Source organism: Chryseobacterium sp. (assembly GCF_045629545.1).
Classification (GTDB): Bacteria; Bacteroidota; Bacteroidia; order Flavobacteriales; family Weeksellaceae; genus Chryseobacterium.
The window spans coordinates 82207-108394 of record NZ_JAZQRK010000049.1 but is presented as its reverse complement, the minus strand read 5'-3'; the positions used below and the strand labels follow the sequence as shown (position 1 = coordinate 108394).

Genomic DNA, 26188 nt, shown 5'->3' with positions numbered 1-26188 from the left:
AATAAAAAGAAAATATCTTCAATTGTACTTAAATGAGTTTGTTTATAAGCTGAATAGAAGATATTTTGGAGAAAAATTGTTTGATAGGCTCGTTATTGCTAATATTACAGGATTAGGTAAATAAACGGACAATCATTAAATACTTAGTGACAATTAATATCATTGTGATTTTGCATTTGTCCCTTAGGCAATACTTTCATAGCTTCTGCTTTTGGAGAAAGGTATGGAATGCCCAATTCTAAGCCTCTAACGATAAATAATACGCCTAAAATTATCATTATGATAGGCATTACTTTTAAAATTTTTAGCCTAAAAGCTTGATTCATGAGATTTCCGACCAAAACTACCGTAAACATGAACGGAAGTGTGCCCAAACCAAATAAAGCCATATATGAAGCTCCTTGCCATATTCCTCCACTTGCTAGGCTAGCGGTAAGAGCCATATAAACCATGCCACAAGGTAGAAAGCCATTTAAAATCCCAGTAGTGAATCTAGAACGATAATCTGCTTTTTGCAAAAGTTTGCCCAAATTCATTTTTACAAAATATAAAAATTTGGATAAAAACGGAATTTTAGAAGCAAAATCCTTTCCTCCAAAAGAAAATAGAGCCATAATGATGAGCAATACACCAACGCCAATCGTAAGATAACGTTGTATGCCAGCCATTTCAAAGCCTTCACCCACAATACCAAGCACCGCGCCCAACAAAGAATAACTGAGAATTCTCCCGAATTGGTAGGTAAGATTCTGTAGGTAAAAGTTGGTAGCTTGTTTTTTTGTTAATCCCATCGACAAGGCAATAGGTCCGCACATTCCTACGCAGTGAAAGCCAGAAGCAAAACCTAATGCAATTGCAGATAAAACGAGTGCTATTTCCATATCACATCATAATCTAGACGATAATCTGTTTTATCTTTTGTCCAATTTAGGCGTAGTGTATAATTTCCTTTCACCAATACGTTTGCAGGAATAAGGAAAGAATGATTTGTATCTAATTGAACTGTTTTTTTGATATCCAAATTTTGATCATCAGATCTATTCAGAACAAAATTTATTTTGGTATTGCCATTATTATAAATGGTTGGGAAGGTTATTTTCATGCCACTAGCATCCTGTAAATAAGCTGGTTTTTCTGCTAAGCTGTCAGCACGTTTTTTGGCATCAATTACAGATTGATATTCTAATTCTTCTTCGTAATAATGCTCGGTCACCATCTCAGAATTTTTTTGTCCATTTGGAAAAAGAAATAACATGGATAAGATGAAAATCATGAATGAAGCTAGCGCTAATACAATACCATGTCCCCAAGTGAAATTTTTCATTTTATACTTTTTTATTTAAAATTGTAGTTTAAACGGTCCTTCAAAATAAGTTTTGTAAGAATCTATCAATCTACCATCTATATTATAGACGCCGATGGTGATATTTTGCTTAGAAAGTTTCATTGCATCCTCTGGGAAGCTGATGTTTACTGTTCCTTTAGTAATTTTATCTCTCTCCACAACAATTTTGCTAGACGCACTGTGGCTTACTTCCCCTTTTGCGGGTTCTATTACTTTTATTGTAACTATTTTTTTGTTATTGGTTTTATTAAGAAAAGTATAATTGTAGGTGTTTGTAATTTGTCCTTCTCTAACGAAAAATGTACTACCGGCTGGTTTGATGAATTTTGCTTCCATCTCGCCTCTATTTCCAAGCAGGAATCCTAGAAAACTTACCAATAAAACCAGCACAACAGCAAAACCTTTCATTCTACCAGTAAATTTGTATGGTATATTTTCTTCTATTTCTTTTTCGGAAGCATAACGTACCAAACCTTTTGGAAGACCTACTTTTTCCATAACCTCGTCGCAAGCATCAATACAAGCTGTACAGTTAATACATTCCAACTGTTGACCATCACGGATGTCTATTCCTGTGGGACAAACCACCACACATTGGTTACAATCTATACAATCTCCTTTGCCAGCGGCTTTTCTATCTTCTCCTTTTTTCCATTTGGACCTATTTTCCCCTCTTTTGAAATCATAGAAAACATTAATGGTTTCTTTATCTATAAGAACACCTTGTAGTCTACCATAGGGACAAACTAAGGTACAAACTTGTTCTCTGAACCATGCAAATACAAAGTAAAATGCAGCAGTAAACAAGATCATCACAATAAAATTGGTGGTATGAGCAAACGGACCCTCTGATACAATTTGTAATACCTTCTCATAGCCCACAATATACATAAACATAACGTGAGTGATAACTATAGATATTACCGCATAGATTGACCATTTCAAAGATCTTTTCCATATTTTTTCGGAATTCCACTCTTGTCGATCGAGCTTCATTTGCTTGTTACGATCTCCTTCTATTGCATATTCAATTTTACGAAAGATAGATTCCATAAAAATTGTCTGAGGGCATATCCAACCGCAGAAAATTCTTCCGAATGCAATCGTAAATATAATAATGAATAAAAGAGAAGCAATAGCCCCTAAAGTTAAAATAAAAAAATCTTGTGGATAGAATGGTTGTCCAACTATGAAAAAGGTTCTATCGATAACATTAAACATCAGGAAAGGATTTCCATTAATTTTTATAAAAGGAACTATAAAATAAATAAGAAGTAGGAGATAAGCAACCAAATTTCTATAGTTGGTATATTTACCTTTTGGTTTTCTAGGAAACACCCACCTTCGTTTACCAGATTGCTCCATAGTACCTATAGAGTCTCTGTAGGTTTCGGGATCCAAAACTTGCCCTTGTCCGCCTCTTGCTGTTTGTTCTTCTCTATTTGACATCTTTATTTTGTTTATAAAAAAGAAAAAACATAATTCGTTATTATTTTTTAGTTAATAACAAATTATGTTTAATCATATATTTTAAATTTAAATAATTACTGTTTCTCCCAATGTGCTTCATCACCATAAGCTGGTGCTCCGCCTTTGTCTGTTGTAATTGGAGCAACCTCCTGATTGATATGGTACACATATGCTGCTACATTTTGTATATCCGTACCGGTAAGAACTCCATTTTTACCCCATGCCTGCATTGCAGTTCCAGCAATACCATTATCTACTATGTTGAATACGTTCTTGAATAATGTTTTCTCTACTTGGTTGTGCCAGAATTTATCAGTCAAATTTGGTCCGATTCCTCCTTTTCCTCCATCAGAGTGACAAGAGACACAGTTGGATTTGAAAATCTCCTCACCTGCTGCTATATTATCTTCAGAGAACACAGCAGACTCTATAGTTACTGGGGGTTGCTCAGCTAAGTACTTTGCAACACTAGCAGTTTGTTCCTTGTATTCTGCATCATACTCTTTTAATGGATTAGCAAAGTCTGTAAACGAATAGGCACAGATATAAACAATACAAAATACAGTTCCGAAGTAAAATAAACCTAACCACCATTTTGGTAATTGGTTATCCAATTCCATAATTCCATCGAAGCCATGATCAATTAATATATCCTTTTCTTCAGTAGCAGATTGCTTTTTGAAGGCTGCATTATATTGTCTAGTCAAGAAAGGTATTTTCTTTTCTGCAAGGTAAGCCTTCTTTTCTTCGTCAGATAATTTTTTGAATTTATTGTTTTCAATCAAATCTCCAATTGCACTATGGATATAAGCAAGAATTGCACTTATCACTACAGTACCCCAGAAATAAGGTGAAGATAAAAACTGATAGCTTTGTACAAATAAATAATAAAAAACCGTTAGCAGTCCTATTATTATTAAAATGTTTACAAAAACTGGTGTTCTTTGTTTCATAATAAATAGTTTAATTTTTTAAATTAAAATCATCCTCTTCATCCCCCAGAGGTGCACGTTCTTCTTCGTTGTAGTATTTTTTTGGTCTACTAAACACATATATCAACAATGCTATGAAGAACATCATAAAGAAAATAAGAGCCAAAGTTTGATAAAAACCTGCATTTTCAGTATTGGATAATATATCTTTAAAGTTCTGAGGTATCATGAGCGATCTTAATATTTTTAGTTATTACTTGCTGTTTTTATCTCTGTAGTTTTGATATCAGTACCTAGCCTTTGTAAGTAGGCAATAAGTGCTATAATCTCTTTCTTCTCAAGTTCTCCTGCAGGTCTTTTCGCATACGCTTCTTTTAAGTCTGCAGCTTCTGTATAGATATCCTTTACAATTTTTGCAGCTTGATTATCTGCCCATTTATCAGCAGAATCTATTTGTGCTTTTGTATAAGGTACATCATAAATTTGCTTCATATAAGAAATTTTATCTACCATCTGAGATCTATCCAAATCAGAAGATATTAACCATGGGTAACGTGGCATTATAGAACCAGCAGACGTAGATCTCGGGTTATACATATGTTTATAGTGCCATGAACTTGGATTTTTACCACCTTCCCTATGTAAATCTGGTCCCGTTCTTTTTGATCCCCATAAGAAGGGTCTATCATAAACAAATTCTCCAGCTTTAGAATATTGTCCATTTTTACCGTTGAATCTGATAATTTCATCTCTAAATGGTCTAATCATTTGAGAGTGACAAGAATTACATCCTTCACGGATATATAAATCTCTACCTTCTAGCTCTAACGGTGAATAAGGCTTCACAGCAGAGATAGTAGGTACACTTTTTTTAAGCGATAGAGTAGGGATGATCTCTACTGAACTACCGATGGATATTGTGATAAAAGATAAGATACCTAATAATACAGGTGTTCTTTCTAACCAAAGGTGAGTACCTTCTCCTTCTTTTCTGTTTTTAGTAATATTGGCTAATGCAGGTGCTTCAGCAGGTACTTCTTTTTGGAAAGATCCTTTTCTTACTGTTGCAATCACGTTAACTACCATCAATAATCCACCAGACAAGTAGAATGCTCCTCCTAAAAATCTTAATTTATAGTAAGGTATAATAGCTGTAACAGTATCCAACCAATTTTTCCATAATAGAGTTCCGTCTGGGTTGAATTGCTTCCACATTAGACCTTGCGTAAATCCTGCAATGTATAATGGTACTGCATAGAAAATAATACCTAAAGTACCCAACCAGAAGTGCCAATTGGCAAGTTTTACAGACCAAATTTTGGTTCTCCACATAATTGGAACTAAATAATAGATAACACCAAATGCCATGAATCCATTCCAACCTAGTGCTCCTAAATGTACGTGACCAATTACCCAATCAGTAAAGTGTCCAATTTTGTTGATATTTTTAGTTGCTAATAATGGTCCTTCGAAAGTTGCCATACCATAACAAGTTACTGCTACCACGAAGAATTTTAAGATAGGATTTTCTCTTACTTTATCCCAAGCTCCTCTTAGTGTCAATAGACCGTTTAGCATCCCTCCCCAAGATGGTGCAATAAGCATTATAGAGAAACCTGTTCCTACTGCTTGTGCCCATGCTGGTAATGCAGTATACTGAAGGTGGTGAGGACCAGCCCAGATGTATACGAATATTAATGACCAGAAGTGAATAATCGAAAGTTTGTATGAGAATACTGGCCTATCCGCAGCTTTGGGTAAGAAGTAATACATCAAACCTAAGACAGGTGTTGTTAATACAAACGCTACTGCGTTATGGCCATACCACCATTGTACAATTGCATCTTTTACCCCTGCATATGCTGAATAAGACTTCCATCCAGTGAAACTTAATGGTACTTCTAAGTTATTGAAGATGTGAAGCATTGCTACTGCAATCCAAGTACCGATGTAGAACCAAATAGCTACATATAAATGTCTTACTCTTCTTTTCGCTATTGTTAAGAACATATTAGCTCCAAAAATGATCCAAGAGAATGCTATCAAAATATCGATAGGCCATTCATGCTCTGCATATTCTTTTGAGGTGTTGATCCCCATAAAGAAGGTGATGAACGTAGCAATAATCATAAATTGCCATGTCCAAAAATGTATCCAAGAAAGTGTATCGCTATACATTCTTGTTTTAAGTAATCTCTGTAATGAGTAATAAATACCGGTATAAACGATATTACATACAAATGCCCAAATTACTGTATTGGTGTGCAGCATTCTTATTCTACCAAAACCAAACGCTCCATGCGTATTTATCAACCCCTGTATGTTCCCAGATGACAAACTGTTAATAGTTGTATCATCGGTCCCGAACAAAAATTCAGGAAGTTCAGGGTAGAATAGCATTAGTGCGGCTGTAAGCCCAAACACGAATCCTATAATCCCAAAAACTATGGTCGCGTATAGGAATGCCCGAACAATACTGTTGTCATAACTAAACTTTTGTGTCTCCATATTATCTATTCACTTTTTTCTACAAATTTATTATTTTCGCCTATATCACTATCGTTTTCAGTTGTGTTGCCAGACTCTTTTTTCTCCTTTACTTCATCATCAAAAAGTATCCTCACAGCTGGGGATTCATCATCCTCAAACTGCCCTTTTCTAGCGTTTACTATAAAAACGACCAAGAAAACTACAGCCAAAGAAACGCTGCATAAGATCATTAAATATAGAATATCCATTCGACAACAAAATTAACCTATTTTCGGGGTTCAAAATTAGTGAAAAATAATGACATTAATCACGAAATTAGGCATAGAATTAATTTAAAATCAGTCTAAATAAGGTTATCTATTGGGCTTTTTTAAAGTGTTTCCTACCCAATATCCAAGTCGATAATGTGGTAAATGAAATAACGGTAATAGAACTGAGTGGCATCAAAATTGCGGCAAATAGCGGAGACATATGTCCAGTAACTGCAAAACTAAGCCCTACGATGTTATACAAGAAACTTATAATAAAGGTCATTTTTACAATAGTTATAGATCCTTTGCAGACCCTTAAATATTGATGCAATTTGTCTATTTTTTCACCATTCATGATAACATCAGAAGATGGTGTAAATGAATTAGAGTCATCCGAAATGGCTATTCCTACATTACTTTGTTTCAATGCTCCTGCATCATTCAATCCATCTCCAATCATCATCACTTTGGATCCTGTATCTTGTAAATCTTTGATGTAATTTAATTTATCTTCTGGACTTTGATTAAAAGCCATCGCATGAATATTCGGGATAATTTCCTTCAATTGTTTTTCTTCCGAAGAATTATCACCACTCAAAATGAATATTTTATATAAATTAAGATGACGGAAAAGGTCTTTTAAATTTTCACGATATTCATTTTTAAAAATATATTTCCCTAAAAATTCATCATTTTTACTAATAAATACAGCAGTCTCTAAATTTTTTGAAGTTTGATTATTGTATTTTGCCGAACCAATTTTATATTTTGCACCTCTAATATCTGCTTCATATCCTTTTCCGGAGATTTCAACAAAATGTTCTACAGGAAAGTAGCCATCTTCGGTTTCTATAAAATCATACAAAGATTTGGAAAGTGGGTGATTGGAGTTTTTTAGTAAGGTTTTAATATTTTTTAAGTCGAAATCAGATAATTCTGTGCCTTCAAACCTAATATTAGTCTTTTTTCGCTGAGTGATGGTTCCTGTTTTATCAAAAACAATAGAGTCGATTTTTGCAATTTTCTCAATAGTAATGGTGTCTTTTACATAGAACTTATTTCTACCCAAAATTCTCATGATATGCCCGAAAGTAAATGGGGAAGATAGTGCCAATGCGCAAGGGCAAGCTATGATGAGTATCGCAGAAATTACCTGAAACATTTTTTCTAAATCTATAAATGCCCAATAGATTCCCGCCACAAAGCCGATACCCAATATAATGAAAGTAAAATACTTACTAATATCATTGATAATAGTATCTAGGCCAGTTTCATGCTTTTTGAATGCTTCTTTGTTCCAAAGTTGGGTTAAGTAACTTTGATCAACGTTTTTGATAACTTCTAGTTCTAGCGAAGACCCTACTTGTTTACCACCAGCAAATATTTTATCGCCAGGTTGTTTGCTAATGCTTTCGCTCTCTCCGGTGATAAAACCATTATCGATATTCCCTTCTCCATTGATCAAGATAGCATCTACGGGAATAATTTCTTGGTTTCTAACCAAAATTCTATCGCCTACTTTGACTTCAGATAAAAGAATATTTTCTTGTTTTCCTCCAAAATCCACTTTGGTTACCGCAATAGGGTAAAAAGATTTGTAGTCTCTGTCATATGAGAGCGAACTGTAGGTTCTTTTTTGGAACATTTTCCCCATGAGCATGAAGAAAAGTAGACCACAAAGCGTATCAAAATATCCTGGACCATAATCGGTTACAACTTCATAGATACTTCTGCCAAAAAGCACAAAAATACCTAAAACAATTGGTACGTCAATATTTACAATCTTATTTTTCAAGCCATACCAAGCCGATTTGTAATAATCTGAAGCTGAATAAAACACAACTGGCAGGGAAAATAGGAACATCAATGTTCTGAACAAGCCTTTGTAGTGTTGCATCCAAATATCTTCCCCACCAATATAATCAGGCAGCGCGAAAAACATCCCATTACCAAAAGCAAATCCTGCCACGGTAAGTTTTATAAGTAGGGATTTGTCTAGTTTTTCCTCGTTTTTATCCGCAGTTTCCAGACTAATTGCTGGTTTGTAACCTAGATTCGTGATGAAATTGGCTAGCTCGCTTAGTTTTAATTCGTTGTGATTAAAAGCGATTTGTATGGTTTTTCGGGTAAAATTTACCTGTGAATATTTAATATTTTCATTCAAGGTATGTAGACTTTCGAGCAGCCATATACAAGAAGAACAATGTATTACAGGGATTTTGAATGTGATAAGGCTGGTTTTCCCTTCAGAAAAATCTGTTAGTTTATTAAATATATCAGGCGCATCGAGATAATCAAACTGCGAAGAGTTTTCGTCATTCGGTCTGATTCCCGCTTTTTTATTTAATTCGTAAAAATTACTTAGATTATTGATATTTAAAATCTCGTAAACAGATTTGCATCCGTTGCAGCAAAAATTCTTCTGATCAAATAGAATCCTTTCCTTTTCAACGTATTGTCCACAATGAAAACAGTAGTCGCTCACCTTCATAAATTATTGACTTACAAAATTATAACATTTTTTTTTGTTTATCGGGTTAAAATGTTCTATTTTTGTGATAAATGTCATATTAAAATGTCGCAGGAACAACAAATTGCTATAGAAGAGAGATTTGCTAGGGTCTTTAACGATAATTCATTTAAAGATAGGCTTACTAGTACTGATTTTGAGAGGTATTACAAAGCTAAAAAGAAGTTGAGTTTTCAAAAAAATGATATCATTTTCGATGATGGAGAAATACCAAAAGGTGTTTACTTTTTAGAAAAAGGTGCAGCTAAACTTTCGAAGTCTGGAGCATTCGGAAAAGATCAGATTTTAAGGTTTATAAAAGAGGGAGATATCATAGGATATAGAGCTTTACTTTGTGGTGAAAATTTTCAAGCAAAAGCAGAAGCAATGACAGATATAGATTGTACATTCATGCCCGCAGAAATTTTCATGGATCTTTTGGAGGTAGATTCTCAATTATCATTCGTGATGTTACAAAAGATTGCTTACGAATTGGGCGAGTCCTCTAATACGATCACTTTTTTAGCGCAAAAAACAGTCAGAGAAAGATTAGCAGAAATTCTCATTTTACTAGAACAGAAATTGGGTACGGATCCGGAAGGATTTATTAAAATATCTCTGACAAGAGAGGAGATTGCAAATATTATTGGAACAGCCACAGAGAGCGCTATAAGATTGATATCAGAATTTAAACAAGATAGTCTGATTGAGGTGGATGGACGTAATATTAAAATTTTGAACCACGATAAACTCATGAAACTAGGTCACGTAGTTTTGTAAATTACCAAAAAAATGGAAGTCGGCACATGCCGACTTTTTTAAAATTTAAAAAATCATACATACATTATGTCTGTACATTCTGAAATAAAAAGGGTTACTACTGAAACCTTACGAAAAATGAAATTCGATAAGGAAAAAATTACCATGCTAACAGCATATGATTTTACAACTGCAAAAATGGTAGATGCTGGTGGAGTAGATGCTGTATTGGTAGGAGATTCTGCTGCAAATGTGATGGCAGGACATGAAACTACTTTACCTATAACACTAGACCAAATGATCTATCATACGCAATGTGTAGTAAGAGGAGTAGAAAGAGCCCTTGTGGTAGCAGATTTACCATTCGGGACTTACCAGAGTAATCCTAAAAAAGCTTTGAAGTCTTCTGTAAGAATGATGAAAGAAGGTGGTGCACATGCCGTAAAACTTGAAGGGGGAAAAGAAATATCTAGATCTTTAGAAAAGATCATTAATGCGGGAATTCCTGTAATGGGGCATTTGGGACTTACGCCTCAATCTATATATCAATTCGGGACTTATAAAGTAAGGGCTAAAGAAGATGAAGAAGCCGAAAAACTAATAAGCGATGCCAAACTGTTAGAGGAACTAGGCTGTTTTGCTTTAGTTTTAGAGAAGATACCCGCAAATCTTGCAAAGAAGGTATCAGAAAGTGTTGCCATTCCTACTATTGGTATTGGTGCGGGGCAAGATTGTGATGGTCAGGTCTTGGTTTATCATGATATGGTGGGTATGAATAAAGGTTTTTCTCCAAAATTTCTTAGAAGATATCTAGATTTACATACAGAAATTACAGGAGCAGTATCACAATATGTAAGAGATGTAAAAGATGCTAATTTTCCTAACACTAACGAAAGCTACTAATGAGAAATAATTTACAAACAGCACAAGGGGTTGTGTCGGTATTGGCAATAGTTTGCCTAATGATTGGATGGTTTAAAATATTTTCGCCGGAAATGAACGAACTCATTTCTAATAAACTTTTTTACATCCTTATCGGACTAAGTTTTATCTTACAAGCACCGTTATTACCTAATTCTAAATTTGTGTATCCTATGTACGGTGCTGCTTTACTATGCATCATTGGTGCCTTTTTACCCTATGATTCTAGTCTAGGTATTATGAAAACTATTGGTCTTCTGGGTGGTGTGATTATATCTTTTGCGAGCAGATCTGGTTCTCGACAATAATATATGAAAGAACAAATTGTGTATGAAGATAATCATCTTTTGGTTGTCAATAAGAAAGTGGGACAGCTGGTGCAAGGAGACAAAACAGGAGATGAATCTTTGCTAGAATCTATAAAAAACTTTATAAAGATAAGAGATGAAAAACCTGGGAATGTGTTCCTGGGTTTAGTCCATCGTATAGATCGCCCTACGTCGGGTTTGGTAATCTATGCCAAAACCTCCAAGGCACTTTCTCGTCTTACGCAGATGGTGAAAAATAGAGAAGTAAAAAAAACGTATTGGGCGGTAGTTCCTAAAGAGCCGATTCCGAAATCTCAAAGGTTGGTGCACTATCTTAAGAAGAACGAAAAAAATAACAAGGCGAGTATCTTTACAAAAGTAACCGAAGGTGCAAAAGAATCTATTCTTACTTATACCATCATCAAAACTCTAGAAAACTATATGCTTTTGGAGGTAGATTTGGAAACAGGTAGGCATCATCAGATCAGAGCGCAGCTATCAAAAACGGGAGTTCCCATCAAAGGAGATTTAAAATATGGTTCGCCAAGGTCTAATCCTGATGGTGGAATCAATTTGCATGCTAGAAAATTAGAATTTGTTCATCCAGTCACTAAAGAAGATATGGCTATTGTAGCACCTGTGCCTCAGAATGATGCGATTTGGAAAGCTTGTGAAAAATTGAATTAATCCTAAAATGTATTATTTTAGTAATAAATCAATATAAATATATGATTTGCGAAATATTATCAATAATCTACATTTATATTGTTTATTTGGTAATATAATAACGTAATTATTTCATTAAATTAAAATAATTGTATATTTGCTTAAAATTATAATAAATGAAGCAAATTTATCAATTATTCTCTAGAGAAACGAATCTTCGGAGCAGACTCAAAAAAATTTCCTTAGGAATAGCTCTGTTTTTAGGCTCTAATGGTGCTAATGCCCAAGTATCATCGTATGGATTTTCACAATCTACAGGAAACTTTACCCCTCTTACAGGAGGAAATGTGTTGGCTACTGCCACTGCTGCGGGAGCTACTGCAGCTGGTCTTTATAATATAGCACCAATACCTGTAACAATGCCTTTTGCATTTAATTTTAATGGTGAAAACTATTCCAATTTAGTTATTTCTTCTAATGGATTTATTACGTTCGGAGCCACATCTGCACTTAATTCTACAACTTTACCTTTATCTTATGTCGGGGCATATGATGGTGCCATCTCTGCATGGGGAAGATCTCTTAATAGTTTCTCCAATATTGGAGGAAAAACAGGTGATATTTCTACCGATGTAGTAGGTAGTGCTCCCAATAGAGAATTCGTAATACAATGGAAAAATTTTAGACCAATTTATGCTACATCAATTTCTAATGTATATGCTTTCTCTTTTCAGATACGATTAAAAGAAACATCAAATACTATTGATATGGTATATGATAATGGATCTTATGCATTAGGTAGTAGTGCTATCTCAGGAACTGCACAAATGGGATTAAGAGGAGAAACAATAGCAGATTACAATAATAGGTTTAATGCAACAAGTCTTCTATTTGGTAATTCGTCTATAGGGACTGCAGCAACGAGTACGCAAGCTTTCAATACTACGGCTGCAACTCCGGGTATGCCTTCTTCTGGTCTTACCTATACTTGGACTCCGCCTTCGTGTTTTCGTCCCACCAAGTTATCAAGTAATACACCTACCACAAACGGTATGACAATAAGTTGGCAAGCACCAACACCTATGCCTTCTTCGGGTTTCGAGGTATATTATAGTACGAGTGCTACAGCGCCAGATGCTACGACTGTAGCATCTCTATCTAACATATCTGGTAATTCTGTACAATTGTCTACTCTTACCTCGGGAACGACGTATTATATATATGTAAGATCATTATGTTCTGTAACGCAAAAAAGCGAATGGACAGATGCATTGAAAGTAGAAACACTTTGTGGACCAGTATCTTCTTATTATACTGGCTTTGAGGATTCCACTACGGGTGCATACTTGCCTTTGTGTTGGAATAGATTAGTGAGTTCCTCATTACCTGGTACTCTTACCACATCTACAACAACACCAGCAGCTGGTGCGAAAGGAATTTATTTGTATACCAGTGCCACGTCAACGTATACCCCTTCAGTGGCAGTTTTACCAGAATTAGATAATTTAAATGCGGGTACACATTGGTTACGTTTTCGTACTAGAATTACCGTTGCTGGTACCGGAACATTACAAGTAGGTTATGTTACGAATGGTAATGATATGACTACCTTCAATTTATTAGGTGATATCTTAGTTACTAATACAGCATGGAGTTTAGGTAATGATGAGAAAATATATCAAATTCCTGCAGGAGTTACCATTCCAGCAGGTGCTCGTCTTGCTTTGAGAACGGCTAATGATGGAAAATACTTTTATATAGACGAATTATATTGGGAAGCTGTGCCAACATGTTTTGCGCCATCTGGAATTACTTCAACTGCAAATACTAGCAATTCTATCAGCATTGCTTGGAATGCAGCTACGCCAATTCCAACCAATGGATATGAGATATATTATTCCACATCAAATACTTCACCTACAGCTTCTACATCTCCATCTATTACAGGAGTAATGTCTACTGCAACAACAATAACAGGGCTACTGCCCTTAACTCAATATTTTGTATGGATAAGATCAAAATGTTCTGCTACTGAAATGAGTGCATGGTCGCTAGATGGTTCATCATTTAATACTATTTGTCAGCCACCATCATTGTCAGCTGTAACGGGCGCAACTTTTTGTTCTGGTCAAACAGCAACTTTAAGTGCAATGACTGATTCTGGAGCAACAATCAATTGGTATGAAGATAATACAATTGCCACCCCTTTAGCAACAGGTACTACTTTTACTACGCCTGCTCTTACAGCTACAACTAACTATTGGGTTTCCTCATCTGTAGGATCACAAGGATATGTGGGGATATCTGTTCCTGTATCTACATCAGGTAACAGTGGAGTAAGTAATCTAGGGATGATTTTTGATGCGCATCAGGATATGATGATAGAAACCGTTGACGTGTATCCTATGCATGCTTCGAATACAACAGGAACTATTACCATAGAATTGAGAAACGCTGGAGGAGCAACCTTAGCATCTGCAACAGAGAATGTAGCAGTTAGTCCGACAGGAGCATATAATGCAGTTCCTTTGAATTTTGCTGTTCCAGCCGGAACCGATTATAAACTTGTGGTTACAGCTAAATCTACCACAATTGGTAATTTCATTAGAGAAAGTGGTGCGGCTAATTACTCTTTCCCGTATATTCTTTCGGGTATATGTACAATGAAAGATACTACTACTACTGGATTTTACTATTATCTTTATAATTGGAAAGTTTCTGCTAAATGCGAATCTCCACGTCAGCAGGTAACTGCAACATTAGATGCAGCATGTCTAGGAACTTCTGAGGCAACAAAGAAGAACGAAATTAAGGTTTATCCTAATCCTTTCCATGATGTGATTTCTATATCAGATATTGCTAATGCAAAATCATTGTCAGTGATGGATATTTCTGGTAGAGTGATAAGAAAGATAAATGAAGTTACTGCTAATTCTGTGAATTTATCTGATCTTAAAGAAGGGCTGTATATCTTACAACTTACCTATAAAGACGGGTCTATTTCATCTCATAAGGTGATTAAGAAATAAGCTGGCCTTATCTTATTTTACTATTGCGACTCATGAAAATGAGTCGCTTTTTTGTTTTAATTCCATATTATTTAAAAAATATACAGATATCACCATAAAAAGATTATTTGATCATAATAAGTGTATAATACATTGATAATTTATATATAAAGATGTAAATTTGAGTATGGTTAAGAGAATAGACGTATCGAGATGGATTCCTAAGCAGAACAAAGGAAAGCTCTGTGATTCCTTGTATTGCATTGAAATAAATGATAGCCTAAAAAGCAAAGTAACATTTGAAATCTATAAGGACAGACTATTTGATATCAACCATTGGGCAAATTATTCTGGAAAAGAAAAAGCAGAATTTTCACACGTTGATAGCCAAGGAAATACTTTAGATAGAGATCCTAGCAATGGTGATTTAATAAAAATAAAAGTGCCAGGATTGTTCAATTTCTTTGAAAAAGGATATGATTGGGTTCAAATTCGAAATTTGAAAATAAATTATACAACCAAAGAGAAGATGGTGGTTTTTCAATTGGTGCCTTACCCTTGCCCTGGAGCAAAAAATGAGACTGTGGCACACTTTCTGACGGATGAAAGTTCTAACACTTTTGTTTTAATTGAAAAATCGGGTATCTTACAATTTTCTATCCATGGAAGAAACGAGTTGCCCAATAATAAAAAAGGACAAATTTGGAAGCGTGTAAGAAATAAAATAGTTGCTAGTGGTGGCTTCTTTGGTCTTAGCAAAATGCAATGGCAAAGCTTGACAGAAGGACTTTTGAAAAAATAATAATTCAAATGATAGATACGACAAAAAACATAGTTTTGTATGATGGAGATTGCGGATTCTGCAATTTTTGGGTACAATGGATTTTAGATAGAGATCATAAAGATCAATTCAATTTTGCTTCACTTCAAAGTGATTTTGGTCAAGATTTTTTGCATAAAAATAATTTAGAATCTGTGAATTTAGATACATTGTATCTATTAGAGCAAAATGGTAAATTTAGAAAAAAACTAGATGCCGTTATCAAAATTGGGAATACTTTGGGAGGTATTTTGATAATTTTGAATATTCTAAAAATCTTTCCCCAAGTCATCAAAGATTCAATGTATGATCTCGTTGCTAGAAATAGAAAAAAAATAGGGACGGATCATTGTGTTTTGCCTACTCCAGAGCAAAGAAAAAAGTTTATCTTATAAAACATTATTTTCTTTTGATAGGAAATAAATAAATTGAGACGGTGAAACCCCCTTCTTTAATTTAAAAATCATAGTAAATTGACTATGTGATGTATATCCGCACAGTTCTGATAATGCAGAAATTTTGTATTTCAAAAGGAGAGGGTTATTATTCAATTCATCTATAATATAGTTTATCCTACGATCATTAATATAATTTGGAAAATCTGAATTTCTATATTTTTTAAGGATATGGCTTAAATATTTTGTATTGGTCTTTAGCATTACTGCCATCTGTGCACTAGATATTCCTTTAGTAGTAAAGAGATTTTTTCTTTCGAAAGATTCTAATTTTCTTAGTATATTTATTTCTGTATCATTGTTCTTAATGATATCTGTAGCTAAATTCTCTTTATAATTACCAGATTTTTGCGTAATATTATTTTTTGAATTATTTAAATCTCGAATTATTTCATTAAATCTCATTTGTGCTTTTTTACGATTATATCTGAAGACTGCAATAACTATAATCATTAATATAAAGGCAATGATGGAAATGGAAATAAGAATTTTAGATTTTTGTTCTAACCTTTTAAATGTCAGATTTTGCATCATAGATTCTTTATAGGTGAGATTTTGGGTTACAGTTACCATTTTAGCATCAATCTCTGAAACTATTTTAGTGAACTTTAATTGTTCTTCAGCAGCATCTATGTTCGCGTTTAATCTTTCCGTTAGTATGTCTTTTATTACTACCTTAGTCTCTGTTTTTAAAGCGATTTCTGTAGCGACATCAAAGTTTTCCTTAGCCATTTTTTTGTTACCCTCTAGGTTATGTATAAGCGCTTTATTGAGGTAGTAAAAATCAATCAATTTAATAGGTTTACTCTTATCTATCTTAGAGTACATCTTATCCAGTAAAATCATAGATTCCTTTGCAATAGCGATGGTTCCACATTTGATTTGTACATAACAAAGCTGATTGAGAACCGAAAATTTATATCGCAAATCGATATCCGCATTCTTGTCTATAGGTTTCAAATGGTCAAAGAAGTCTTTCCTCACTTTTGCCGAGGTACAAAAATCACGATCTATATCTGCAATTTTTGCCTGAGCAAATGAAATGTACATCTTCTGTACATTCTCTGTAGCTTTTTTTGCTACTTTCTTCAAAAGACTGAAATTCTCATCAGATTGTAGTGTAAGACCTGCTCTTCGATAGGCGGGGATGAGGTTTGTAAGAACATCCAATTGGGTGTCTACAGAGTCTACCGAGGCCGCAAAATCATAAGACTTTTGAAGGTAGTCTACTGATTTTACATAATCACAATTATCATAGTAATACCTACCAACAGTAAGATAGGAAATAGAACTTTCATAAGGCGTTTGGGCGAGTTTGATCATCTCATTCCCTACTATTGAAGCTTTTGTATTGTCTAATATAAACTCTTGATATCGATCATAAAATAATCTTCTTCTACTCTCATCAATTGTGGCTTGTGAAAAAAAGTGTGCCGAATAAAATAGAAGAAAAAGGCTAACCAAGAATCTTATCATTATTTGTGCATTAATTATTTATAGTTGTACGAGAAAAACAAATGTGTAGTGATGGATTGTTTTCAATAATACAATATAAAAGTTTATTTTTAATTTATATAACAAAAGTAACTGTAAATTACTGAACATTTAGGGTGCTAATTATTAATTAATATTTTATTTTAAAATTTTCATCTTAATAATCTATTATTGGTTTCTAAACTGGTTTATGCCCAATAAAGCTCTATAAAAGTTTAGAGGTTATTTTTCACTTGGATATAATACATGTATGAACCAATCAGGTGGCTATTTGAACAAAATAAAAACAATAGATTCCCAAACAACGATGTATAATTTATAATTTTGAATGCCCAATAGGAGAAACTTTTAAGCAGAATTTAATTTCTAAACTAAAATAAAAAAACCGCTTCTAAAGAAACGGTTTTAGTAAAATATTTAAGAAGAGTTTAGTTAGACTCCATTCTTTTAATTAAATTCAATGCAGATCCTGCTTTAAACCAATCAATCTGCGCCTCATTATAGGTATGATTGGCAATGATAATATCTTTTGTTCCATCATTGTGTACAAATTCTAACGTTAATGGTTTTTCAGGGGCGAAATCAGTTAAATCCAAGAAATTCACAACGTCGTCTTCTCTTATTTTATCATAGTCTGCTTTGTTGGCAAACGTAAGACCGAGCATTCCTTGTTTTTTAAGGTTGGTCTCGTGGATACGCGCGAAAGATTTTACCAAAACTGCCTTTACTCCAAGGTGTCTTGGTTCCATAGCTGCGTGCTCTCTAGAAGAACCTTCACCGTAGTTCTCGTCACCTACAACAATAGAGGCAATTTGGGCTGCTTTGTAAGCTCTCGCAACTTTCGGAACTTCATCATAAGCACCAGTAAGTTCGTTTTTCACCTTATTAGTCTCCATAGTGTAAGCATTTACTGCGCCTATCAACATATTATTCGAGATATTGTCTAAGTGACCTCTGTATTTCAACCAAGGTCCAGCCATAGAAATATGGTCTGTAGTACATTTTCCAAATGCTTTAATTAAAACATAAGCACCAGTAATATTGAGTCCGTCCCATGCTGGGAATTCTTCTAATAATTGAAGTCTATCAGATGTAGGAGAAACAACAACTTGTACACTAGAACCATCTTCAGAAGGTGCTTGGTAGCCGTTATCATCTACCGCAAAGCCTTTTGCTGGAAGCTCGGAACCATTAGGCTCATTAAGTTTTACTTGTTCACCTGCTTCATTGGTTAAAGTATCTGTGATTGGATTAAAATCTAATCTTCCAGAAATTGCCACTGCTGCTACCATTTCTGGTGATGCAACAAATGCGTGGGTATTTGGATTTCCGTCTGCTCTTTTCGCGAAATTCCTATTAAATGAGTGAATAATAGAGTTTTTCTCTCCTTTCTCAGAGCCTTCTCTATCCCATTGTCCAATACAAGGTCCACAAGCATTGGTAAATATTCTTGTATTTTCAAATTTTCTAAACGAGTTTAAAAATCCATCTCTTTCTGCCGTGAATTTTACTTGCTCTGATCCAGGGTTAATTCCTAAGATTGCTTTTGGTTTTACGCCTTTTGCTACAGCATCTTCTACAATAGAAGCAGCTCTGGACAAATCTTCGTAAGATGAATTGGTACAAGAACCAATAAGTGCCCATTCTACTTCTATTGGCCAACCATTAGCTATTGCTTTTTCTTTAAATTCTGCTACTGGTGTTGCCAAATCTGGTGTGAAAGGTCCATTAAGGTGAGGAGAAAGGGTAGATAGATCAATTTCTATCACTTGGTCGAAATACTGTTCAGGGTTTGCATACACTTCAGCATCACCCGTAAGGTGTTCTGCTACTGCATCTGCTGCATTTACAACATCTTGTCTGCCAGTTGCAGCTAGATATCTTCTCATAGAATCGTCATATCCAAAAGTAGAAGTAGTTGCTCCAATTTCTGCTCCCATATTACAGATGGTACCTTTTCCAGTGCAAGAAAGAGATTGTGCGCCATCGCCGAAATATTCTACGATGCAACCTGTTCCTCCTTTTACCGTCAAGATTCCAGCTACTTTTAGGATAATATCTTTTGCAGAAGTCCACCCGCTCATTTTACCAGTTAATTTTACACCGATTAGTTTTGGCATTTTCAGTTCCCAAGCCATACCTGCCATTACGTCTACTGCATCAGCACCACCAACACCAATCGCTACCATTCCCAGTCCACCTGCATTAACAGTGTGAGAGTCGGTACCAATCATCATTCCTCCTGGGAATGCGTAATTTTCTAAAACTACTTGGTGAATAATACCTGCTCCAGGTTTCCAAAATCCAATTCCGTATTTATCGCATACGGAACTTAGAAAGTTGAAAACTTCCGAGTTTTTGTTTAATCCTTCTTGTAAATCTTGTTCTGCGCCAACTCTCGCTTGAATCAAGTGGTCTGCATGGGCGGTAGAAGGTACAGCTACTTTGGTTTTTCCAGCTTGCATGAATTGTAATAATGCCATCTGTGCTGTTGCATCTTGCATCGCTACACGGTCTGGTGCGAAATCTACATAAGAGTTTCCTCTTTCATGAGCTTGCGTTGGGTTTCCTTGCCAAAGGTGAGTGTAAAGAATTTTTTCTGAAAGTGTCAAAGGTTTTCCCACTACCTGTCTCGCTGCTGCGATTCTTTCTGGGTAACGCTCATACACTTTTTTGATCATATCAATATCGAATGTCATATAAGTGATTTTTATTGTTTTAAATTTTGATTTTTAAGGTACTACAAATTACAAATAATTTTTAATCCTTTGATTGTTAATAGGTTCTTTGGAATTATTATAAATAATACTCCAGTTTTTTGTATTTTATTAAATTTTGTTACAGATAATTTCGTGCCAATTTTGTTGTATTAATCGATATTTTGATGAGTTTTTAAGGATTGCTGTTTCCACGTTATTTATAGTGTTTGTTTGTAGCAAATTTTTCATTTTATTTACAATAAAAATTATGAAATTAAGTTCGGTTTTATCTGAAGAATCCTGATGAATTGCAATAGACTCATGAAAAATCATTGATTTGATATTGGAAATATAGTAATTTTGAAGAGTAAAGTTGAAAAAATGAATGTTGAAGAATTAGTAGGACAATATTATTTTGAAGGCAAAAATCAGGATGATAGTGAAGGATATTCTTATGAAGGGGTATTGACTTTGGAGTTGGATGAAAATAGTAGAATTGTCGCTGAGTGGAGAATTGGAGATCACACACAGTATGGCAATGGATTTTTCAGAGATGATATTCTCGTGATTAATTTTCATTATTTGGGTGATGATAAGAAAATCTTCAAAGGAGTTGCAGTTTATCGTTGTTTGGACGAGAATACGTTGGATGGATTTTGGTCTGAAAAACATGGAGATCCGAGATATTTGGGTGCAGAATATTGCACGAGAATTATAACCTCAGAATTATTGAATTAATTTCTATTGTTAAATGTAAATATTGTTCCTAAATTATCCCTCAACTTAAAATATAGGTATAAATTTATACGGTTTGCTGTTGCGGCAGGGATGGTAGTGGATACCCCACAGCATGGATTTGGGGAAGTATTGGAATTGATGTTGGAAAGCTCTTGGTGCGAGGACTAGTAACGGACAGCCCGATGCTTTAGCAGCCGCCCAAAATAAAAAAAAGCCACCCAAATTGGGTAGCTTTCTTTAATATTATTGGTCATTTCTTAGTGACAAGATATTGGAGTAAACTTGGTTTAGTTGATGCCTTCTACAGAAAGTACAATCACTGATGTAGATTTTGATAAAAGACATAATATTCATTTGTTTGCAAAAAGTAAAGGATGATACTGATGATGAGTGTTTTAATAAATAAGTTGGAATTGGAAATGAACCACAATTCAATTCAATCTTCGAAATGGGAGTTTATTCCGTGTTCAGAAAGTGTTTTTTGTAAATCGTAGATATGATTAATAATTACTGCTCTAGATACATATCCGATAGTGAACCTTGGTACAAACATATAATTTTTTGATTTTTTTCCATCTACAGTTTCAATTTTCATTAAGCCAGAATAGCCATTTCTGAAATTTGTTTTTATTGAAAAATGAATATTTTTGAGGGTTTCTATTTGGTATTTTTTAAAAAATAAATTATTTATTATTAAGGTATTTCCAATAATTTCAAAGGGAGGTAGGTCTTTGTCTTTTAAAGATAATTTTAAAATTCCGTATACAATTACACCGAATAGAATGATGTAAATAAAAATTTTAAAGTTATCATTATGATATTTTGAAATTGCGCTAAAGATCACCTTCGATTTAGGCTCAATCAATTCTTTATTATTTATCAAATTCAAAAAATCATCATTTCTAATGACATCTAATTGAATAAGTTTATTCGCGGTAGCTAAATTTTTTATTTCATAGATAGCACTGTTTGATCTACTTAAGCTCCCGTAAGTTTCAAAATAGAAATAGCGATCTCCACTTCTCCAAATGCTACCAGAATTATTTTTCAATTTTGAAAAATAGCTTAATTGATTTGCTGGAACATCTTCTAATAATAAAAACTCTGTATTTCTACTTATTAATCCACCTTTCTTTTTCCATACTTCTTTTGAACTTAAAAAATATACTTTATTATCAATCTCAAAAACTTCATCGCTAAGTAGATTTATTTTCTTATCGCCAAATATATTTTTAGATGCTTTTTTGATTTTTTTATCATCATAATCGTAATAATAAAAGCCGTTTTTTCCTTTGAAAATCAAGTGACTGCTATGATTAAAAGTTCGCCCTAATAAATTGTAAGGTGCGTCTGAAGCTTTAAATTGTTCATCATTTACTATAACGTTTCCATGTAGAGGATCTATCAAATAAGCCTGTCTAGAAGGGAGGTCACCGGCAATATCTAATTGGTATAGGTGAGGGTTATAAGGTAAATCCAACAATTTTTCTTCAAAGTAAACGTGTTTTCCATCAGTGAAATATTGTAAACTTTCTCTATTGCGTCCATTGTTTTCTTTTAATAAGATAGGTTTCAATTGTAGTGGAATTGCTTTTGGCATTTCTAGGCCTTTGAAATACGCTTTTTCTGAACTTATAGCAATTTCATAATTAGCGTATGATTGGTAAGTAATATTTGATGGCAATTTTATATGAGGATACCAATATGTTTTAGGTTTTTGGCTAAGTCCCAAATTATAACCAGTATAGCTTATAAAAAATCCGACTACAGACATTTTTGGATTGTTATCTGAAATGCTTGAACAATAGTAGGTGGTTTTTCCGTCTGTATAGTAATTATTACCCAATGCTCTTAGATTTTGAGGCTTGAGGTCTTCTAAAATCATATTTCCTGCATATACGTTTTTGTCATCAAACCCAATTTGATTATCCTTAATAGAGTTTCCAAATGTTCTAAAAGAATTTTCGTTTGCATCTTGTATCAAATAGTCTCCATTGCTTGGAACTGATGCGAATATTTTACCATCTATTTTACTATAAATTCTATTTATTTTTATAGACTGTCTCTGGAAATCATAATTTTCATCTTTTCCCGTAAATAATAATAAAGCAAAAATGAAAAATATGATTAGAAATAGGATGAGTTTAGTGTGTAAATTATATTTTTATATTTATATAGCATAATAGAGTAGTTGTAGGATTCAAATGTACTAATTTATAAAATTTATCATCTCTTAAATTCATATTAATGGGGTGTAATTTTTTCGGCAGGGATGGTAATGGATAGCCCACAGCATGGATTTGGGGAAGTATTGGAATTGATGTTGGAAAGCCTTGGTGCGAGGACTAGTAACGGACAGCCCGATGCTTTAGCAGCCGCCCGAAATAAAAAAAAGCTACCCAAATTGGGTAGCTTTCTCTAATATTATTGGTCATTTCTTAGTGACAAGAAATTGGAGTAAACTTGGTTAAGTTGATGCCTTCTACAGCAGCTTTGTACTCTTCGATTGTTGGGATTCTACCTAAAATAGCAGAAAGTACAACCACTGGAGTAGATGCTAGTAAAGATTCACCTTTTTTACCATCTCTGTCTTCTACTACACGACCTTGGAAAAGACGAGTAGAAGTAGCCATTACAGTATCACCTTTCTCAGCTTTCTCTTGGTTACCCATACATAGGTTACAACCTGGACGCTCTAGGTACATGATGTTTTCGTATTTTGTACGTGCAGCACCTTTTGGAGCGTTATCGTTGAATTCGAAACCTGAATATTTTTGTAACATTTCCCAATCACCTTCCGCTTTCAATTCGTCGATGATGTTGTAAGTAGGTGCAGCAACTACTAATGGTGCATTGAATTTCACTTCACCTTTTTGAGCTTCTACATTCTTCAACATTTGAGAAACGATTTTTAAATCGTCTTTGTGAACCATACAAGATCCTACAAAACCTAAATCTACCGTTTTGTTGTCTCCGTAGAAAGATAATTCACGAATAGTATCATGCGTATATCTCTTAGAAACATCAGCGTTGTTTACGTCTGGATCTGCAATCATTGGCTGATTGATAATATCTAGATCGATAACAACTTCTGCATAGTATTTTGCGTTATCATCTGGAGTAAGGGCTGGTTTTGCACCAGATCTTATTTCTTCGATACGTTTGTTTGCTTTGTCGATAAGACCTTGAAGAACTTGATTTTTGTTCTCCATACCTTTATCAATCATAATTTGGATACGAGATTTCGCAATTTCTAATGATTGAATTAAAGTTTCGTCTTGAGAGATACAGATAGATGCCTTAGCTTTCATCTCTGCAGTCCAGTCTGTAAATGTAAATGCTTGGTCAGCTAATAAAGTACCAATATGAACCTCGATAATTCTACCTTGGAATACGTTTTCGCCACCAAATTGTTGTAACATCTGAGCTTGTGTAGCGTGTACTACATCACGGAAATCCATATAAGATTTCATTTCTCCTTTGAAAGTTACTTTTACAGATTCTGGGATTGGCATAGACGCCTCACCAGTTGCCAAGGCTAATGCTACAGTACCAGAATCGGCACCGAAAGCAACTCCTTTAGACATACGAGTGTGAGAGTCACCACCGATGATAATTGCCCATTCGTCAATTGTAATATCATTCAATACTTTGTGGATAACATCCGTCATTGCATGATATTCTCCTTTTGGATCACGAGCAGTAATCAAACCGAAGTCATTCATAAATTTCATCAATTTAGGAATGTTAGCTTGTGCTTTTTTGTCCCAAACAGATGCAGTGTGACAACCAGATTGGTAAGCACCATCTACAACTGGAGAAATTACAGTAGCAGCCATAGCTTCTAGTTCCTGAGCAGTCATCAATCCAGTAGTATCCTGAGAACCTACAATGTTTACTTTTACTCTTACGTCAGAACCTGCATGTAATACTTTACCTGGCGTTACACCAACTGCATTGTTATTGAAGATTTTTTCTACTGCTGTTAATCCAACACCATCATTCGTAATTTCTTTAGATGGAGCAAAAACTAGAGGAGTTTCGATTCCTAAAGTTTGAGCCGCGAAAGTTTGTATTTTTTTACCAAATACGATAGCATATGAACCACCTGCTTTGATAAATTCTAATTTTTGCGGTGTGAAAGATTTAGAAATATCTTTTAATTCTACCTCACCGTTGTATAATTTTTTAGATTTTGTATTGATTGTTAATACAGTACCAGTTGCTACAGAATAAACTTCTTCTAAAATTGGGTCACCAGCTTCGTTACGAACTACATTTCCGTTTTCGTCCGTTTTCTTCACCCAGTTTTGTAAATCGATACCAATACCTCCAGTTACATCAACCGTAGTTAAGAAAATAGGAGAAATACCGTTTGTACCTGCTACAATTGGAGCGATGTTTACAAAAGGAATGTATGGAGAAGCTTGTTTCCCTGTCCAAAGTGCAACGTTGTTAACACCAGACATACGAGAAGAACCTACACCCATTGTGCCTTTTTCTGCAATAAGCATTACAGATGCATCTGGATGCTGAGCTTTAAGCGCTGTAATTTCCGCTTGAGCTTCTGGAGTAATCATACATTGTCCGTGCAATTCTCTGTCCGAACCAGAGTGTGCTTGGTTACCTGGAGATAATAGATCTGTAGAGATATCACCTTCTGCAGCGATATACGTTACCACTTTTATTTCTTCTGCTACTTCAGGCAGTTTTGTGAAGAATTCTGCTTTTGCATAACTTTCTAAAAGTTCTTTTGCTACAGCGTTACCTGCATCATAAGCATCTTTTAAGCGTTTTGTATCTGCGTCATAAAGGTAAACCTGAGTTTTTAACACCTCACCTGCCTGCTTAGCGATAACTTCATTATTTCCTAAAGCTAAATCTAAAAGAACTTCAATAGAAGGACCTCCTTTCATATGAGATAATAACTCGAATGAAAAATCAGGAGTAATTTCTGATACTACCTCTTCTCCAAGAATAATTTCTTTTAGAAATTGAGCCTTAGCACTTGCTGCGGGTGTAGTACCTGGAAGTGTGTTATAGATGAAAAATTTTAGAGAGTTTTCTCTTTCTGCGTTGTTTACGTCTTTAATTTGGGCGATGATTTCGCTTACTAGTTCAGCACCATCAATTGGTTTTGGGTGTAATCCTAGACCTTTTCTTTCTTCAATCTCTTTAAGATAATCTGTATAAATACTCATAATAATAATAGAAGTCTTATCCGTCTGATTTTCCAATCATAAGGCTTTCTCTATAAAAATTTAGTTAGTAATAAATGTTCCCCAAATTTACGACTTTTAAATTTTTTTAAACCTTTAAATTA

The 26188-nt window shown here is 34.4% G+C and carries 20 protein-coding genes and 1 pseudogene; 9 read left to right on the top strand and 12 right to left on the bottom strand.

Annotated features, from left to right (window positions below; translation table 11 throughout):
• Positions 1–124 (top strand): annotated as a pseudogene (locus tag ACKI42_RS12060) (IS1595 family transposase); the annotation flags it as partial.
• A 19-nt stretch (positions 125–143) separates the two neighbouring features.
• On the opposite strand, the gene ACKI42_RS12055 reads toward ACKI42_RS12060, so the two are convergent.
• The 8 genes from ACKI42_RS12055 to ACKI42_RS12020 form a co-directional block, all read right to left on the bottom strand.
• Positions 144–881, bottom strand: coding sequence for a sulfite exporter TauE/SafE family protein (locus tag ACKI42_RS12055; RefSeq protein ID WP_407405769.1), 738 nt, complete (start codon positions 879–881; stop codon positions 144–146).
• Complete coding sequence (locus ACKI42_RS12050; RefSeq protein WP_407405767.1) at positions 872–1324, bottom strand: FixH family protein; 453 nt, start codon at positions 1322–1324, stop codon at positions 872–874. The genes ACKI42_RS12055 and ACKI42_RS12050 overlap by 10 nt, the downstream gene beginning before the upstream one ends.
• 15 nt (positions 1325–1339) lie before the next feature.
• Positions 1340–2794, bottom strand: coding sequence for a cytochrome c oxidase accessory protein CcoG (gene ccoG / locus ACKI42_RS12045; protein ID WP_407405765.1), 1455 nt, complete (start codon positions 2792–2794; stop codon positions 1340–1342).
• A 95-nt stretch (positions 2795–2889) separates the two neighbouring features.
• The gene (locus ACKI42_RS12040) at positions 2890–3768 is read right to left on the bottom strand and encodes a c-type cytochrome (RefSeq protein WP_407405763.1); all 879 of its coding nucleotides are present in this window, start codon (positions 3766–3768) and stop codon (positions 2890–2892) included.
• 10 nt (positions 3769–3778) lie between these two features.
• Complete coding sequence (locus ACKI42_RS12035) at positions 3779–3976, bottom strand: cbb3-type cytochrome oxidase subunit 3 (RefSeq protein ID WP_407405761.1); 198 nt, start codon at positions 3974–3976, stop codon at positions 3779–3781.
• A gap of 17 nt (positions 3977–3993) precedes the next feature.
• The gene (gene ccoN, locus ACKI42_RS12030; protein ID WP_407405759.1) at positions 3994–6255 is read right to left on the bottom strand and encodes a cytochrome-c oxidase, cbb3-type subunit I; all 2262 of its coding nucleotides are present in this window, start codon (positions 6253–6255) and stop codon (positions 3994–3996) included.
• A gap of 5 nt (positions 6256–6260) precedes the next feature.
• Positions 6261–6485, bottom strand: coding sequence for a cbb3-type cytochrome oxidase assembly protein CcoS (gene ccoS / locus ACKI42_RS12025; protein WP_407405757.1), 225 nt, complete (start codon positions 6483–6485; stop codon positions 6261–6263).
• 109 nt (positions 6486–6594) lie between these two features.
• Positions 6595–8973, bottom strand: a complete 2379-nt coding sequence (locus ACKI42_RS12020) for a heavy metal translocating P-type ATPase (protein WP_407405755.1) — start codon at positions 8971–8973, stop codon at positions 6595–6597.
• A gap of 90 nt (positions 8974–9063) precedes the next feature.
• On the opposite strand from ACKI42_RS12020, the gene ACKI42_RS12015 reads away from it, so the two are divergent.
• The 7 genes from ACKI42_RS12015 to ACKI42_RS11985 all read left to right on the top strand — a co-directional run bounded on the left by ACKI42_RS12015 (position 9064) and on the right by ACKI42_RS11985 (position 15874).
• Positions 9064–9777: a Crp/Fnr family transcriptional regulator gene (locus ACKI42_RS12015; RefSeq protein ID WP_407405753.1), complete on the top strand. Its 714-nt coding sequence runs from the start codon at positions 9064–9066 to the stop codon at positions 9775–9777.
• Positions 9778–9843: 66 nt separating this feature from the next.
• On the top strand, positions 9844–10659 hold the full coding sequence (panB, locus tag ACKI42_RS12010) for a 3-methyl-2-oxobutanoate hydroxymethyltransferase (protein WP_407405751.1): 816 nt from the start codon (positions 9844–9846) through the stop codon (positions 10657–10659).
• Positions 10659–10985 (top strand): hypothetical protein, encoded by a 327-nt coding sequence (locus ACKI42_RS12005; RefSeq protein WP_407405749.1) that lies wholly within the window; start codon positions 10659–10661, stop codon positions 10983–10985. Before panB ends, ACKI42_RS12005 begins: the two co-directional genes overlap by 1 nt.
• A gap of 3 nt (positions 10986–10988) precedes the next feature.
• The gene (locus ACKI42_RS12000) at positions 10989–11672 is read left to right on the top strand and encodes an RluA family pseudouridine synthase (RefSeq protein ID WP_407405747.1); all 684 of its coding nucleotides are present in this window, start codon (positions 10989–10991) and stop codon (positions 11670–11672) included.
• A 155-nt stretch (positions 11673–11827) separates the two neighbouring features.
• Positions 11828–14680, top strand: a complete 2853-nt coding sequence (locus ACKI42_RS11995; protein WP_407405745.1) for a fibronectin type III domain-containing protein — start codon at positions 11828–11830, stop codon at positions 14678–14680.
• Between the two features lie 166 nt (positions 14681–14846).
• Positions 14847–15461: a hypothetical protein gene (locus ACKI42_RS11990; RefSeq protein WP_407405743.1), complete on the top strand. Its 615-nt coding sequence runs from the start codon at positions 14847–14849 to the stop codon at positions 15459–15461.
• 8 nt (positions 15462–15469) lie between these two features.
• A complete protein-coding gene (locus ACKI42_RS11985) occupies positions 15470–15874 on the top strand; it encodes a thiol-disulfide oxidoreductase DCC family protein (RefSeq protein ID WP_407405741.1) in 405 nt (134 codons plus the stop codon).
• Here ACKI42_RS11985 and ACKI42_RS11980 read toward each other — a convergent pair.
• Complete coding sequence (locus tag ACKI42_RS11980) at positions 15869–17410, bottom strand: helix-turn-helix domain-containing protein (RefSeq protein WP_407405739.1); 1542 nt, start codon at positions 17408–17410, stop codon at positions 15869–15871. The two genes, ACKI42_RS11985 and ACKI42_RS11980, sit on opposite strands and share 6 nt — an antisense overlap.
• Before the next feature lie 446 nt (positions 17411–17856).
• Positions 17857–20127, bottom strand: a complete 2271-nt coding sequence (locus tag ACKI42_RS11975) for an aconitate hydratase (protein WP_407405737.1) — start codon at positions 20125–20127, stop codon at positions 17857–17859.
• 381 nt (positions 20128–20508) lie between these two features.
• Here ACKI42_RS11975 and ACKI42_RS11970 point away from each other — a divergent pair, with 381 nt between their 5' ends.
• Positions 20509–20865: a hypothetical protein gene (locus tag ACKI42_RS11970; protein WP_407405735.1), complete on the top strand. Its 357-nt coding sequence runs from the start codon at positions 20509–20511 to the stop codon at positions 20863–20865.
• A 436-nt stretch (positions 20866–21301) separates the two neighbouring features.
• On the opposite strand, the gene ACKI42_RS11965 is transcribed toward ACKI42_RS11970, so the two are convergent.
• Together ACKI42_RS11965 and ACKI42_RS11960 are read right to left on the bottom strand one after the other, a co-directional pair.
• Positions 21302–22894: a DKNYY domain-containing protein gene (locus ACKI42_RS11965; RefSeq protein ID WP_407405779.1), complete on the bottom strand. Its 1593-nt coding sequence runs from the start codon at positions 22892–22894 to the stop codon at positions 21302–21304.
• A gap of 409 nt (positions 22895–23303) precedes the next feature.
• Positions 23304–26066: a bifunctional aconitate hydratase 2/2-methylisocitrate dehydratase gene (locus ACKI42_RS11960; RefSeq protein ID WP_407405777.1), complete on the bottom strand. Its 2763-nt coding sequence runs from the start codon at positions 26064–26066 to the stop codon at positions 23304–23306.
• Positions 26067–26188: the final 122 nt, after the last annotated feature.